Annotated in this window: 8 protein-coding genes; 5 read left to right on the forward strand and 3 right to left on the reverse strand. The window is 44.8% G+C overall.

Features of this window, described 5'->3' with window-relative positions:
• Positions 1-59: 59 nt before the first annotated feature.
• From AC0VXY_RS19880 to AC0VXY_RS19895, 4 genes are read left to right on the forward strand one after another with little or no spacing between them, the layout of a single operon-like run.
• Positions 60-1061: a TAXI family TRAP transporter solute-binding subunit gene (locus tag AC0VXY_RS19880; RefSeq protein WP_475526285.1), complete on the forward strand. Its 1002-nt coding sequence runs from the start codon at positions 60-62 to the stop codon at positions 1059-1061.
• A gap of 42 nt (positions 1062-1103) precedes the next feature.
• Positions 1104-1577: a DUF1850 domain-containing protein gene (locus tag AC0VXY_RS19885; protein ID WP_475526286.1), complete on the forward strand. Its 474-nt coding sequence runs from the start codon at positions 1104-1106 to the stop codon at positions 1575-1577.
• A 12-nt stretch (positions 1578-1589) separates the two neighbouring features.
• Positions 1590-3755: a TRAP transporter permease gene (locus AC0VXY_RS19890; RefSeq protein ID WP_475526287.1), complete on the forward strand. Its 2166-nt coding sequence runs from the start codon at positions 1590-1592 to the stop codon at positions 3753-3755.
• A 15-nt stretch (positions 3756-3770) separates the two neighbouring features.
• Positions 3771-4562: an SDR family oxidoreductase gene (locus tag AC0VXY_RS19895; RefSeq protein ID WP_475526288.1), complete on the forward strand. Its 792-nt coding sequence runs from the start codon at positions 3771-3773 to the stop codon at positions 4560-4562.
• A 92-nt stretch (positions 4563-4654) separates the two neighbouring features.
• On the opposite strand, the gene AC0VXY_RS19900 is transcribed toward AC0VXY_RS19895, so the two are convergent.
• Entirely contained in the window at positions 4655-6661 is a 2007-nt protein-coding gene (locus AC0VXY_RS19900; protein ID WP_475526289.1) for a penicillin-binding transpeptidase domain-containing protein, read from the reverse strand.
• A 251-nt stretch (positions 6662-6912) separates the two neighbouring features.
• Here AC0VXY_RS19900 and trhO point away from each other — a divergent pair, with 251 nt between their 5' ends.
• Positions 6913-7878: an oxygen-dependent tRNA uridine(34) hydroxylase TrhO gene (trhO, locus tag AC0VXY_RS19905; RefSeq protein WP_475526290.1), complete on the forward strand. Its 966-nt coding sequence runs from the start codon at positions 6913-6915 to the stop codon at positions 7876-7878.
• Positions 7879-7944: 66 nt separating this feature from the next.
• Here trhO and AC0VXY_RS19910 read toward each other — a convergent pair whose 3' ends face one another.
• Entirely contained in the window at positions 7945-10398 is a 2454-nt protein-coding gene (locus AC0VXY_RS19910; protein WP_475526291.1) for a cell wall-binding repeat-containing protein, read from the reverse strand.
• 170 nt (positions 10399-10568) lie between these two features.
• Complete coding sequence (locus AC0VXY_RS19915) at positions 10569-14540, reverse strand: cell wall-binding repeat-containing protein (protein WP_475526292.1); 3972 nt, start codon at positions 14538-14540, stop codon at positions 10569-10571.
• Positions 14541-14572: the final 32 nt, after the last annotated feature.

Raw genomic sequence — 14572 nt, forward strand, 5'->3', positions numbered from 1 at the left:
ATTCTAATTTTAATATGTAAGCGTTACCATACTAAATAGGTAAATAAAAGGAGGACGAAATGATGAAAAAATTAAAATGGATTTCAATCATAGCCATCGTCTCCATTCTATTGGCTGCTTGCGGCAGTGATGGGGCAAGTGGAGGCGATTCAGGCAGTGGCGGTGATTCGTCCAGCCAATCAGTAGTGTTTGGGACAGGTGGGACGTCCGGTGCTTATTATGCGATCGGTGGATCGTTAAAACCTATTTTTGAAGAAAGTGATTCCATCGGAAATGTAACGGTAGAATCGACTGGCGCATCTGTTGCCAATATCCAGAACATCACGGACGGCTTAAATCAAATGGCCATCGTCATGAGTGACGTCGCCTATGATGCCGTTGAAGGCAAAGGACAGTTCGAAGGCAATAAAGTAGACGTTCAAGCAATGGCAGGCATGTACCAGAACGTGGTGCAGGTAGTCGCGATGTCTGATAGCGGAATTAAGAGTATTGAAGATTTAAAGGGTAAGAAAGTCGGTGTCGGACAGGTAGGTTCCGGTGTGGAACAGAGCGCAAAGAAGGTATTGGAAGCTGCCGGCCTTACGTATGATGACCTTGAAAAAGTGACTCACACCGGCTATGCGGATTCGGTGCAGGAAATGAAGAATGGCACCCTGGATGCTGCCTTCTTCACATCTGGAGTACCAAACAGTAATATTACAGACCTTATGCAGCAAAATGATGTATCGTTTGTTGAAATCAAAGGTGATCTTGCTGATAAGCTGATGGAGAAATATCCTTTCTACAAAACGTTCACCATTGATTCAGGTGACGAAGCGAAATACAACCTGGATTCAAAAGTGGAAACCGTCGGGATTCAAAATATGCTAATCGTATCAAAAGATATAAGTGAAGACACCGTATACGATCTGACAAAGCGCTACTATGATTACTTGGGGACGGATGCAGTGGCAGTGGCTCCCCTTAAGGAAGTCGACCGGGACGAGATGGCGAAGGGCCTCATAGCTCCCCTTCACCCAGGGGCGAAAAAGTTTTATAAAGAAAAAGGATTACTGAAATAAAACGGAAAGGGCATCAATCCTGGTGCCCTCTTCTTTCTATCTATGAAAAAAAGAATACTGGTTATCGTTATTCTTTTCCTTCTCATCCTTTCCGCCTTCGTCCCGATGAACACATTGCTCTTATCCTATGAAAATCAAAATATAATCGTTCAGCCATTTTTAGAAGAGAAAGACGTTTCCATACGCTGGACCCATTCGGTTGAAAAAGAAGATTGGGAAGAATTCTTTCATATTCAAAAGGGAACCATTTTGCTGACTTCGACCCGTTTCAAAACGTTCGGAGCCGGCGTCCCTGATCACGCAGGAGATAATACGTATATCAAAGACGGCTGGGTGTATATGACGGGGATCCATCAAACGATCGGGAGCTCATTGCGTTTTCAAACAGGCAAGGGGACGAATCACCGGGTTCGATTGAACGGGCGGACCATTTCCCTTGATCCCCAAGTGTCCTACCAATTATCGGTGAGGTCCGTCCCTCTGTATAAATTGATTTATATGATTGTTAAAGATTAAGCGAGGTGACTCATGATGAAAAACGAGAAGAATACATCAGTGGAGGAGTTGGACCGGGAAGGCAATACGAGGAGCAAGTATCCAAAGGTGATCGGTCTGTTCCTTTTAGTATTGGCAGCCGGAATTGCCCTCTTCCATTTGTACACGTCCTACGCCGGGGCATTGGTCGATGTGAAACAGCGAAGCATTCACTTATATGGACTGATGGCGATTGGCTTTATCCTATACCCCTTTGTTAGTAAAAAGAAAGATCAATCGGTTCCGTTTTATGACTATATCTTAAGTGGATTATCCTTGATCGTCGGCATTTATATGTTATTCAGTGCAGAACGGATCATCCGTACTGGCGGGCAGATCAACGATATGGATTTCTACGTCGGGATCCTTGTCATCGTCCTGCTTCTGGAATTGACCAGGCGTGTAACCGGATGGGGATTGACCCTTCTGGCACTGGGATTCTTACTATACGGCCTCTATGTGAAACTGTCGATTTATCCTGAATTGAATTCGCAGATCACGCTGACCGTGACCAAAAAGATGATTTCACAACTTGTCTATATTACCGAAGGGATTCTCGGTACGGCGATTGGTGTATCTGCCAGTTACATCATTCTATTCATCCTGTTCGGCGCATTCTTAAGCCGGTCCGGAATGGGGAAATTATTTAACGATCTGGCCTTGGCCGTTGCCGGTCATACGAAAGGCGGTCCCGCTAAAGTTGCCGTCATTGCCAGCGGGTTCCTCGGTTCCATCAATGGATCAGCCGTTGCCAATGTCGTGACGACAGGTGCCTTTACCATTCCCTTGATGAAAAAGATTGGCTACAAGAAAGAGTTTGCAGGAGCCGTTGAATCAGCAGCCAGTGTGGGGGGACAGATCCTACCACCGATCATGGGTGCCGCAGCCTTCATCATGGCTGAGAATCTTAATATCCCTTATACGAAGGTGATTCTCGCAGGTATCATCCCTGCCCTCCTATTCTACATCGGGATCCTGCTTCAGGTACACTTCAGAGCATCCAAGCGTGGGCTGAATGGAGTACCGAAATCGGAACTTCCATCCGTGAAAGCCGTTTTGGCAGAACGCGGGCACTTAATCATCCCGATGGTGATTCTTCTGTACTTATTATTCTCAGGAAAAACACCATTCTACGCCGCCTTCTGGTCCATCTTGGCCACGATCATCATATCTGGATCAAAACAGGTTCTGGCCTTATCGACTCTGCTCGGGGTATTCTTTGTGTTTCAACCACAAGTGAATGGTCTTCTATCCGGCGAAGGGATGCCTCCTTTGAAAAACGGATGGTGGGAACTCCTATTGGTTGTTGTGATTCCTTTACTGATCAACCTGTTCAGAAAATCCAAAAACCTGGAAGCCGAAGAAATTGGTTTGAAGGATTGTGTACAAGCATTGGAAGAAGGGGCGAAAACGACGATACCTGTCGCCGTTGCCTGCGGTGCCGTGGGGATTGTGGTAGGAGTGGCTTCACTGACGGGAGTGGCCCTGGAACTCGCCAACAGTATCGTCGGGATCGGCGAAATGATCGACAGTCCCCTTCTGCAGCTCGTCATCACATTGTTGCTGACCATGGTGACGTCCATTGTGTTAGGGATGGGACTGCCGAGTATTCCGACCTACATCATCACGAGTACGATGGCAGCACCGATTCTATTACAACTGCCCCTGTTCCGTGAATTGGCAGGATCGACGGAAACGGCCGTGTTTGTCGCTCATATGTTTGTGTTCTACTTCGGGATCTTTGCGAACATCACGCCTCCTGTCGCATTGGCTGCCTTTGCCGGAGCGGGAATCAGCGGCGGTGATCCGACGAAGACCGGATTCCAGGCAATGAGGCTCGCCATAGCCGGATTCATCGTTCCGTTTATGTTTGTGTTTTCCCATGAAATGCTGATGGTGGACGCTACGGTTACAAGCATCATCACGCTCACCGTTACATCTGTGATCGGCGTATTCCTGTTATCCGTCGCCATTGAAGGCTATTTTAAAAAGAAATTCCCTATCAACCTGCGGCTTATCAGTGCAGTTGCAGCCTTTCTCCTGATTTATCCCGGCTGGGTGACAGACATCATTGGTTTTGCCGTATTCGTCTTTGTACTGTTTTGGAACTACCAGGGAAAGGGTAAACCGATGAACAAGGAGATCAATATTCCCAATTAAATGAGGTGGATGAAAATGGATTTCGGTTTAAAAGATAAAGCAGTCATCGTGACCGCATCAAGTAAAGGTTTAGGAAAAGCCACGTCACTGGAACTGGCAAAAGAAGGTGCCCGTGTGCTTATTTCCAGCAGAAATGAAGAAGAGCTTCAAAAGACCGCAAAAGAAATCATCGAATTAACCGGGAATCAGAACATTCATTACACAACATGTGATATGACGAACCCGGAAGACATCCGGTCCCTCGTTAAAACAGCGGTATCGAAACTGGGTGGAGTGGATATTCTCGTCAACAATACTGGCGGTCCACCAGCGGGAGGATTTCAAAACTTCGAGGATGACGATTGGCAGTATGCCTTTGAATTGAACCTCCTCAGCTATATTCGAACGATCAGAGAGGTCATTCCTCATATGAAAAGGAATAATGGTGGGCGGATCGTGAATATCGCTTCATCTTCCACGAAACAAGCAATCGACGGTCTGATTCTATCAAATACGTTCAGAACTGGAATGGTCGGGTTGTCCAAAAGCTTATCAAGGGAATTAGCCCAGGATCATATTCTCATCAACACAGTCGGTCCCGGAAGAATTGCAACAGACCGTGTGGCAGAACTGGATCAGCTAAACGCTGAGAAGCGAAATATGACCGTTGACGAGCTGAGAAGTATGAGTGAAAAAGCGATTCCCCTGGGACGCTACGGTGAGCCGGAGGAATTTGCCAAGGTGATTACCTTCCTCGTTTCAGATGCAAACACCTATTTAACCGGTCAATCATTGGTCGTGGATGGTGGAATGGTCACTGCTTTATAAACACTTAAATCCCCAAAGGAGGTCTTTGGGGATTTTTTGTGCTTTCCCTTGAGCATTGAAAAAGAGAGGAGCAGATGCCCCTCTCTTCCTCTTTATTTCCAACTATCATAAAACTTCTTGGCCACTTGGACGGTATGGGTACTCCCGCCGGCATCCTGTACATCTTCCAGGAGCATGGCGAGAACCATGGACGGGTCATTCTGATCATAGGAAACGAACACTCCATTTTCCTTGCCTTTCGTTCCCTGCTCCGACTTGATCTCTGCCGTCCCTGTTTTACCGGCAATCGCTTTTCCTTCTACACTCGCTTTTCCGGCTATACCTTCTGTGACCACTTTTCGAAAATTCGTTTTCATCATGTCTGCCTGTTCTTTTGAAAGCAGGTCTTTCTTCCACACTTTTTGTTCTTCATCCTTCAGGAGTTTTGGTTCCATCATGGTGCCATCGTTGATGATCCCGCCGTATGCACTTGCTATGTGTACGATACTCATCAGCACTTCCCCTTGACCGAAAGCAGAATCGGCCAGCTGGACTTCTTTGGAGATTTTCCCGTCGTTTGAAACCTGTGATTTATATATCGGGTAAGACATAGGGATCTCTTCCCCAAAGCCGAAATCTTTCAAGCCTGCAATAAATGTCTCGGCACCCATATCTAGTCCGACTCGTGCAAAATAGATGTTATCCGAGAATTTAAGGGCGCTTTCGAGATCCACTTTGCTCTCGTTGTCAAAAACACGGACCACTTTATAATTCCCCCATGACTCATCCTTTTGCCACTTCTTCCCAGGGATATCATAGATTTTTTTTGGATCCAGCTTGCCGGATTTCAGACCGACAGAAGCCGTGATTCCCTTCATCGTTGATCCTGGTGAATAGGTAAGCGGGAATCGGTTCCGGAGCGGCTTTTTCGGATCGTCCGCAAGTTTCTTATATTTCTCTGCAGACATCCCTAATACGAACTCATTCGGGTCATAGGCAGGGGTGCTCACAAGGGCCAGTGCCTCTCCTGTTTGGGGATTAACGGCGGCTGCCGTTCCCGCTTCATCCTTCATCTGTGCGTATATCTTCTTTTGCATCTCGGCATCAATGGTTAAGGTGATGTTCTTTCCGTCCTCTACAGGCTGCTCGGCCACGGTTACCGTGTCTTCTGAATCTTGTTTCTTCAGATAGATACGCTGACCGTCTTTGCCCCTCAGCTCATCTTCATAGACTTCTTCTGCTCCACTTAAACCCATGAAAGACTGAGCTGTATAGCCTTTGTCTTTCAGCTTCTCCAATTTCTCGGCCGTAAGCTTTCCGATATAACCGGTGAGATGGGCAGTGGCTTCTCCGTATGGGTATTCCCTTGCAGGCACCCGTTTGGAGTAAAGGCCGTCAAGTTCAATTACTTCCAGTGCGAGAGGACGCTCTTTTAAGGCGATTTTTTTAATTGGGACAAAATAGTCAGGCTTCACCCAGCTTGCGTCCAATTTACTCTTTATTTGTTCTGGTGATAAATCAAGTAAAGATGACAGCTTGCTCAAGTCATTTTCATTGAATTCTTTCGGGACAATCCCGAGTTCAAAGGCTTCCCCGTTGACAGCAAGGGGCTGCTGATTCCGGTCGAGGATCTCTCCGCGTTTGGCAGAAATGCTTTCCACTCCGACCTTGTCCCCCTTTTCCATTTCAGGCAGGATGAACGAAGGGTCCCAATCCACAAACCAGTTTTCATCGTCGTCCTTCTTTTCTTTTGTCAACGTGACATCCTTTTTATATGAAACTTCACCGGCGAGGGTGTTATATGAAATGGTCATAGGAAATTCCGCTTTCGATTTTTTGTCCCATTCCACTTCTTTGTCAGGCTTTTTAAAAGATACTTTGACATCCTTCACTTCGAGGTCTTTATAGATATCTTTGTATCTCGTGACAAAATCATCTTTTTTGAATGTTTCCTTGGTAGAGGAGTTCGCATAGTCTGAGAACATTTTATCGAACTTCCCTTTATTCCAAAGATCCACGTATTCCTGCAGGCGATCATCCGGCTGAGCCTTCTCCTGACATCCTGCGAATAGTAGACTGATAGCGACGAAAGTACAAAGCAGCATGATTTTTTTGATCATATGTAGTGACAACCCCTTAATTATTCTTATATTCATTGTTTCAAATCGTATCCAGTTTTACAAATTTAATGTATTTATATTTTTGTTTTAAAACCAATTTCCACCACCATTCCCTCACAATCCCCAGTATTTCTCACTCTCATATGATGCAATTTCATAAAAATTTGTTATAATAGTACATCGTAAGAGTAATAAGGAACTGAATCCTAAGATTATATCTTGCAAATATATATCGATAGGTGGAAATAAACATGAAAGATTACCGAGTATTATTGTATTACAACTATGTTGACATTGAGAACCCCGAGGAAGTCACTGCCCAGCACAAACAACTGTGTGCGGACATCGGCCTTATGGGGCGCATCCTGATTTCGTCTGAAGGGATCAACGGAACATGTTCCGGAACGATCGAGCAGACGGAAGCTTATATGGAAGCGATGAGACAGGATCCACATTTCAAGGATACTGTATTCAAGATCGACGAAGCAGACGAGCATGCGTTCAAGAAATTGAAAGTGAAACACCGTCCAGAGCTTGTCACTCTTCGTCTTGAAGATGATGTAAATCCGAATGAGCTTACGGGGGAGTACCTTGATCCAAAGGATTTCTTTGAACAAATCCAGCAGGAAGATACAATCCTTCTTGATGCACGTAACGACTATGAATATGAACTTGGACACTTCAGAGGAGCCGTGAAGCCGGATATCAAAAACTTCCGCGATCTTCCGAACTGGGTCCGCGATAATAAAGATAAATTAGAAGGCAAAAAGATTATCACGTATTGTACAGGTGGGATCCGCTGCGAAAAATTCTCAGGCTGGTTAGTGAAAGAAGGCTTTGAGAATGTTGCACAGCTCCACGGTGGAATCGCGACCTACGGAAAAGACCCTGAAGTAAAAGGTCAACTGTGGGACGGTCAGCTTTACGTATTCGACGAGCGCATCGGTGTTCCTGTCAACCAAACAGAACACGTTGTCGTAGGGAAAGACTTCTACAGTGGTGAACCTTGCGAGCGCTACGTAAACTGTGCTCACCCGCCTTGTAACCGCAAAATCCTTTGCTCCGAAGAAAACGAGCATAAATATATGAGAAGCTGCTCGAATGAGTGCCGCACGAGCCCTGAAAACCGCTATGTTATGGAGCATGGTTTGACGGAGGAAGAAGTGGCAGAGCGTTTGGCAGTGATTGAGCGGGAGAAGGAAACGGCGAAGATCTAATGAACAATGTATACCTATGAAAAGAGCATCCAGCTTCGACTGGATGCTCTTTTTTACTTACAGGACTTATTTCATTAATTTTTCTACAACTACGTCACTTACAGCATTTTCTCCACCAAGAACATTGAAATGCTTAGCTTTCATTTCTTGGATTGCATCAGAAGTAACGGTTGGAAGATCATTTGGCTGTACTAAAAGCATTGAAGCATTTTCTTTAGCGGCAAGGACAGAACCAGCAAGTGCATCAGCAAAGTTCTTTCCTGTGGCTACATATACATCAGTAGAAGGATTCAGTTCAGTAGCGATCTTGGCTGCTGTACTGTATCGATCAAGTCCAAAGTAACGGGTTGCATCTGGAAGTGAATCATATACTCTCTTGCCAACCACAGCTTCACCACCAACTACAATGGTGCTGTCGATGCCTTTTAGAGCTTTAGTCGTTTCAGCTGGCAACTTATCTTTATCCGTTAACAGGATCGGGTATCCCTTACTTGCTGCATAAGAAGCAATTGCCAATGCATCAGGGAAGTTTTTACCGTTGGCTACTACGGCTTTCTCTGGTGAACCACCCAGGCTTGCAGCGATATTTACTGCTGTCTCCCAGCGGTCGTCCCCTCCAATACGTTCAACATCAAGTCCCATTCCTTCAAGCTGATATTTAACATAGTTACTTACAGCACCTTTACCACCAAGAATGATGACATTCTTAGCACCAAGACGCGTGATTTCAGCTTTTGCAGCTTTATTAAGTGTACCTTGTTCAGTTAGTAAGATCGGTGCATCATGCTTATAGGCAAGAGGTGCTCCTGCCAAAGCGTCAGGGAATGAATCTCCACGGGCAAGGATGACCGTGTCAGCATTTTCCCAACCTTGTTTCGAGATTTCAACCGCTGTCTCATAGCGTGTATCGCCGGTCAAACGTGCTACTTCCGGAGCTTCTTCTTGAACGATTCTATCTTCCACAACTGGTGAGATAGGATTGTTGTTTTCAAGGTAAGATGAGAACACTTCGAAATCGGTAATGAATAAATCGGTTTGACGACCATCTTCTTTCGCCTCTTTGAACATTGTATAACCGTCTCCACCATCTGCAGTGAACGCGTTAGTAGCAACTCTATACATCATGTCAGAATCAATTTCTTCAAATCCATTATCCGTCATGACTTCGACATGCCATACTCGCTCACCAGCCGGTTTTGTTACATCATACTTATAATGGATACCTGATACCTGCAGGAATTCTCCCGGTGCATCTTTTCCTTCTACTTTCGCTACACTGTGCTCAAGGGCATCAACGATTTCCTGACCAGTTAAGTCAAGTGTGACAAGTTGATTCCCAAATGGCAATGTTGTTAATACTTCTCCAAGAGTGACCTCACCAGCATCGATTGAAGCACGGATCCCTCCACCGTTTTGAAGACCGATATGGGTTTTGACAAACTCATTCGCTTTCGCCACCATACCATCGGCAATCAGGTTTCCTAAATTTGTTTCTTTTCTGCGTACATCTGCACGTTCACCATTCAAAGCTACTTCCGTCTTACCGACCACTTCACTCTTCAACTCGTCAAGAGGTGCTTTAAATTCTTGAACCTTGGCAAGTGCCTCAGCATCTTCTTCATAAGTCTCAAGATCTAATAGCTCACCGTTATTTCCGGTAACTACGCCATTTTCATCAAATGTTACATCCAATAAGCCAAGTAAGTTTAAGTATTCACCAGCTTGAACAATGACAGTCGGCTCTTTCTTATCGATCACTACAGGTTTTTCAAGAGTCGTATGGGAGTGACCGCCAACAATGATATCAAGGCCGTCCACAGCTTCTGCCAATTTCAAATCATGGGAATATCCAAGATGAGAAAGGACGATGATTTTGTTGACACCTTTATCCTTAAGCATTTTGATCGTAGAGTTCGACTTTTCTACCGCATCTTCAAATACGATATTTTCACCAGGATTTGAAATAAAGGCTGTATCTGGAGTCGTTAAACCGTAGATTCCGATTTTCTCTCCATCTACCTCTTTAATCACGGCAGGATACACATTCCCACCTTCAGCAGACATACCAATCTCATTTTTAAATATTGGTTCCAGGTCTTTATCCCCTGTCACCTTCACGTTTGAAGATACCATCGGGAAATCCATTTTCTTTATGAAATCAGCAAGAGTCTTAGAGTCTTTATCAAATTCATGGTTTCCAAGAGTCATAGCATCATAGCCAAGCTCATTCATAAAATGAAGGTCGGCTTGTCCAAGGTATTGTCTGAAATATAAAGTTCCTGAGAATACATCTCCAGCATCCAATAACAAAGAATTCGCTTTTTCCGTTCTAAGCTCATTCACTGCCGTAACCAGGCGAGGGTACCCTTCGACATGAGCATGCGTATCGTTTGTATGCATGATTGTTAAATCGAAATCGTCCCCTTCTGCTGAAACTGAGATCGTCGGAGATACTGCAAAAATGGCAGCGGCTAGTGCTGCTGTAGACAACACGCCGTATAAAGGTTTCTTAATATTCATCTGGTTCATCCCTTCCTTTTCATATGTAGGTTTTTGTCGGAATTTTATCCACAATACCCATTATATAGTAATTTTGATGTGCATTGTACTTAATTTACTAAATATTATAATAAAAAATATAGGTCCATTTACACAGACGGAGGAATAAATCCCCCCGACTGATTTCCTTATTATTTCTTCAGTTTATTCATAACATCTTCACTGACAGCATTCTTGCCACCTACAACATGGAAATTAGTAATGTGGTCCATCTCAATTGCTTCCATGATATCTTTCGGAACTTCGTCCTTCTTCACCAACAGGATTTCAGCGCCTTCTTTGGCTGCCAGAACAGAGCCTGCCAATGCGTCAGCAAAATTGGCTCCTGTTGCGACGATCGCGCTATTTGTTTGTGGAGTTAAGTGCTTGGCGATTTCAGCTGACGTTTCATAGCGGTCCAATCCACTATAACGGGTCGCCTCATCAAAGCTTTCAAAAATTTCTGTGCTGATGACATTTTCTCCACCCACGACGATTTTTTCATCAATGTCTTTCAAGACTTTGATGGAAGCTTTTGAAAGTGTGTCTTGAGCAGATAATACGATCGGATATCCGTTTTGTGCTGCATAGGATGCCACGGAAAGAGCGTCTGCAAATTGATAGGCATTTGCTACAATCGCCTTTTCAGGATTTCCATCCAATTTAGCAGCAATATTCGCAGCTGTTTCAAATCGATCATCCCCTGAGATACGATCCGTCTTAAGCCCTAAACCTTTTAGTTGATACTGAACATATTTGGATACTGCCCCTTCTCCTCCAAGGATGATTGCTTTCTTTGCACCAAGGCGTTTGATTTCTGCTTTGACCTCAGAATTCAAATAGTTTTGCTGTGTTAATAAGATCGGTGCATCATGTTTATAAGCAAGTGGAGCTCCTGCAAGGGCATCCGGGAACATATCCCCACGTGCAATCACGACTGTGTCAGCAGACTCCCAGCCTTTTTTGGAGATCTCGATGGCCGTCTCGTAACGATCGTCACCGGAGATCCGCTCTACCTTGTTGCTAAATTGAATTTTCGCCAGAACTGGGTCGTGGTCACTGGCGCGTCCATCTTCCTCGCTGAAATCAGAGTTGATGTTCACACTGTCAATGTCCGTATGATCAGCCAGATTATTCGTTACTAAAATGTGATCAAGAACTTGAGAGTTTCCTTGATAGATATATGAATATCTCTCTTTAGTAGGAAGCTTCTCCATCATATCGGTTAAAACATCACCTTTAAGCTTCTTAAGAGGTTTTGAAAATTCAAAGTCGTTCAGGTCACCCAGAACCACAACATTCGCATCCTCCACGTTTTCGTTCACGTCTGTAACGAAGTTATTAATGATTTCAGCCTGTTTAACACGCTGTGCTTCACTTCCAAGGAAAACCGGATGTTCCGCACCGAATAAAGCGCCGTCTCCCCCTTTGGAGTTAAAGTGATTCGCTACGACGATGACTTTTTCACCATTAAACATGAACTCGGCAGCGAGTGGCTTACGGGAATCATCAAACGCTTCGTTCAACGGTTCAACGCGTCCCGGGTTTTGTGTAAGACCGTTTTCATCGACATCAACTGCTGTGACAGCATCTCCAGCTTCTTTGTCTGTCAATTGAACGCGATCCGGATTGTAAATGAATCCGACACGGATATTCCCGCCGGGCTGCCCGCCGTCCACTTTGTCGGTAGGTGCAATATCAGTGAATTCGTATGTCGGACCACCTGCTTCTTCAATCGCTTTAATGATGGCTTCATATGAAGCACTTGCATCGGTCGTTCCATCATCCGTTGGACCGTTATTATCCTGAACTTCGACAAGGCCGACGATATCAGGGGTTTTCAAATTCTTGACCATCGATTCGGCAATCTTGTCCACTTTACTTTGGTCGATTCCGGCGTAGAAGTTCTCAATATTATATGAAGCGATCGTCAAGTCTTCTTTAACCGGAGTGATGGCGGTCACTTCTCGAACTGTTCCTCCGTCAGTGACTTCAGGGAAATCCCCTGTTGGACGGATTTTGAAGTTACTGTAGTCGTAGCTCACGTTTCCAGTAACGGATCCATTAAGGGTATCGCCTGTTTTCGCATTAATATTGATCCCATCGACGTCGATCAGCATTCTCTCAGGATTGTAATCTTCAGGGGAAATCAAAACGCCTCCCGCTCTTGTGCGACGTTGGTCTTCACTTGTATTCACAACGACCGAAAGTTCATCATATTCAATCGGACCCGTTATCGTGGCATCAGGAATTTTAATCAGCATTCCTTCAAGACTTTCATAGAAGTCCAATCCGTCTGTTTCGGGATCGAATGTTTTCATTTCATCATCTTCTACCACTTCAGTAGGCGGGATGCGGTCCTCACCCATCACAACTGCCGCGGGGACAGTGTTGCCTGAGGATTCAACCGATACAGCCGATGCAGTAATTTGAGTCGTGAGAAGATCTTTCGCATCGGAATAACCGTCTTCTCTCCACTCTTTTACTTGTCCAGCGACATTCACTTTGTCCCCTGCGTTTACGGAACTTCCTTTCGCATAAACATAGATTCCTTCAGAAGTCGCTACGTTATCGTCAGGCGTCTCTTCCTGCATGTAGAATGCATTGGAACCCGCCTTTGCTGTCACAATTCCTTCTACGTTTGAAACGGTCATGTTTTCGTAAGGAGATGTATGGGAATCTCCTTGGATATCGTGGATGCTTAAGCCGTCTGCAGATTTAAGCATTTTGTAAGTGAAAGTGGCAACTTCACTTGTGTCTCCTTCTTTTACAACGACTGCTTTGATGGTTACATCAGAAGTAAGTTCTAACGGTGCAGTATATTCAGGACTGGCAGATGTAGGATCAGTGCCATCTGTTGTATAGTGAATAGATCCACCTTCAGTTGCTGTTTGAAGTGTAACCTTCGTCCCTTCGACTACAGATCCTGATGCAGGATCAGCCGTTACAGAGAAGGCTGTTTCAATGACATCTGTCGTATTTCGCGGTACCAGTTTGTATTCGTCAAAATTATAATCAACCACTCCACGGAGGATTTCGTACGTTTTGCCAACTACAAGCATTGCGCCATCGTTTGGTTTGATGACGAACTCTCCTGAGCTGTCTGTTGCAGTGAAGTTACCATTGCTGTCTTTGGATTTCACAGTCACATCCGTAAATTCCACAAACATCCCTTCATGTTCTTCACCATTCTCTGCTGAGAGGTCTGTAGATGTCAGAGAAGCTGGTGATGGGACTCCCTTGTCTTCTTCTGTGATTTCAACGCTTGAAGCCGTTGCTTCGATTTGCTGCATTCCAAAGTAGTCTCCAAGTTTACCTTCAGCGATTACTTCGTCACCCGGATCGGCAGTAAGTCCGCTTGCACGAACGATGACGCCTGCTGTGCCGTCCTGAATGAACAGGTTTATCTGTCCACCCGCTTCAAAGACTGCTGTTGCTGTCCCTTGAACTTTGACTACTGTTCCTTTGGGTGCTGTGCGGGCATCTGCTATAGTGGATAATTCTATTGGCGTTGGATCCGGAGCTGGGTCTTCTGATAGATGGGTTCCAAGATCACTGAATACATCTTTGCCCTGATCTGTCCATTCAGTCGTAAGGGTAAATGCATCTGTTACATCTGAATCCCCTGACTTAACGGCATCATGACGGACGATTGAAACGTCTTTTGCAAAATCAGCATCTGAACCAACCTGTCCGATGGAATCAATCACAGTACCATTCTTCTTTAATGTAATGGGATCATTTCCGTTGAAATTGATGACATTGCTGTCTAAGATATCAGCTTGATCAAGAATGTCCTGAACAGCTTGCTTGTGGGCGAGGACAAACGTCTCTCCTGCATTAAGAACGCCAGATAAAGTCATAGTCTTGTCCGTGGTTTCTACACCATTTGTATGTAATTCTAAGGAGTAATTTGATAAATCAATGGGTTCATCAGTACCGTTATAAAGTTCAATTGCTTTATTGAAACCGGACCCTTCTATATATTCCGAAATAATTAAATCCTGAAATGCCTCATCTGCAGCGGATACGTGCTGAGATAGAGGAGGAGCAAACAAGCTTAAAGCCATACTGGAAGCAACTGTCACACTTAACAATTGGCGCTTCATTGTTTTCCCGTTCATATTCTTCCCCCTGTTCATAGTTTTATAAAGTG

This window comes from Rossellomorea sp. QJM3NY_18 (assembly GCF_056173145.1).

What these genes read in the sequence shown, in the direction of transcription:
- AC0VXY_RS19880 (WP_475526285.1), top strand. Translation starts at nt 60, where the DNA reads ATGATGAAAAAATTAAAATGGATTTCAATCATAGCCATCGTCTCCATT.
- AC0VXY_RS19885 (WP_475526286.1), top strand. Translation starts at nt 1,104, where the DNA reads ATGAAAAAAAGAATACTGGTTATCGTTATTCTTTTCCTTCTCATCCTT.
- AC0VXY_RS19890 (WP_475526287.1), top strand. Translation starts at nt 1,590, where the DNA reads ATGATGAAAAACGAGAAGAATACATCAGTGGAGGAGTTGGACCGGGAA.
- AC0VXY_RS19895 (WP_475526288.1), top strand. Translation starts at nt 3,771, where the DNA reads ATGGATTTCGGTTTAAAAGATAAAGCAGTCATCGTGACCGCATCAAGT.
- AC0VXY_RS19900 (WP_475526289.1), bottom strand. Translation starts at nt 6,661, where the DNA reads ATGATCAAAAAAATCATGCTGCTTTGTACTTTCGTCGCTATCAGTCTA.
- trhO (WP_475526290.1), top strand. Translation starts at nt 6,913, where the DNA reads ATGAAAGATTACCGAGTATTATTGTATTACAACTATGTTGACATTGAG.
- AC0VXY_RS19910 (WP_475526291.1), bottom strand. Translation starts at nt 10,398, where the DNA reads ATGAATATTAAGAAACCTTTATACGGCGTGTTGTCTACAGCAGCACTA.
- AC0VXY_RS19915 (WP_475526292.1), bottom strand. Translation starts at nt 14,540, where the DNA reads ATGAACGGGAAAACAATGAAGCGCCAATTGTTAAGTGTGACAGTTGCT.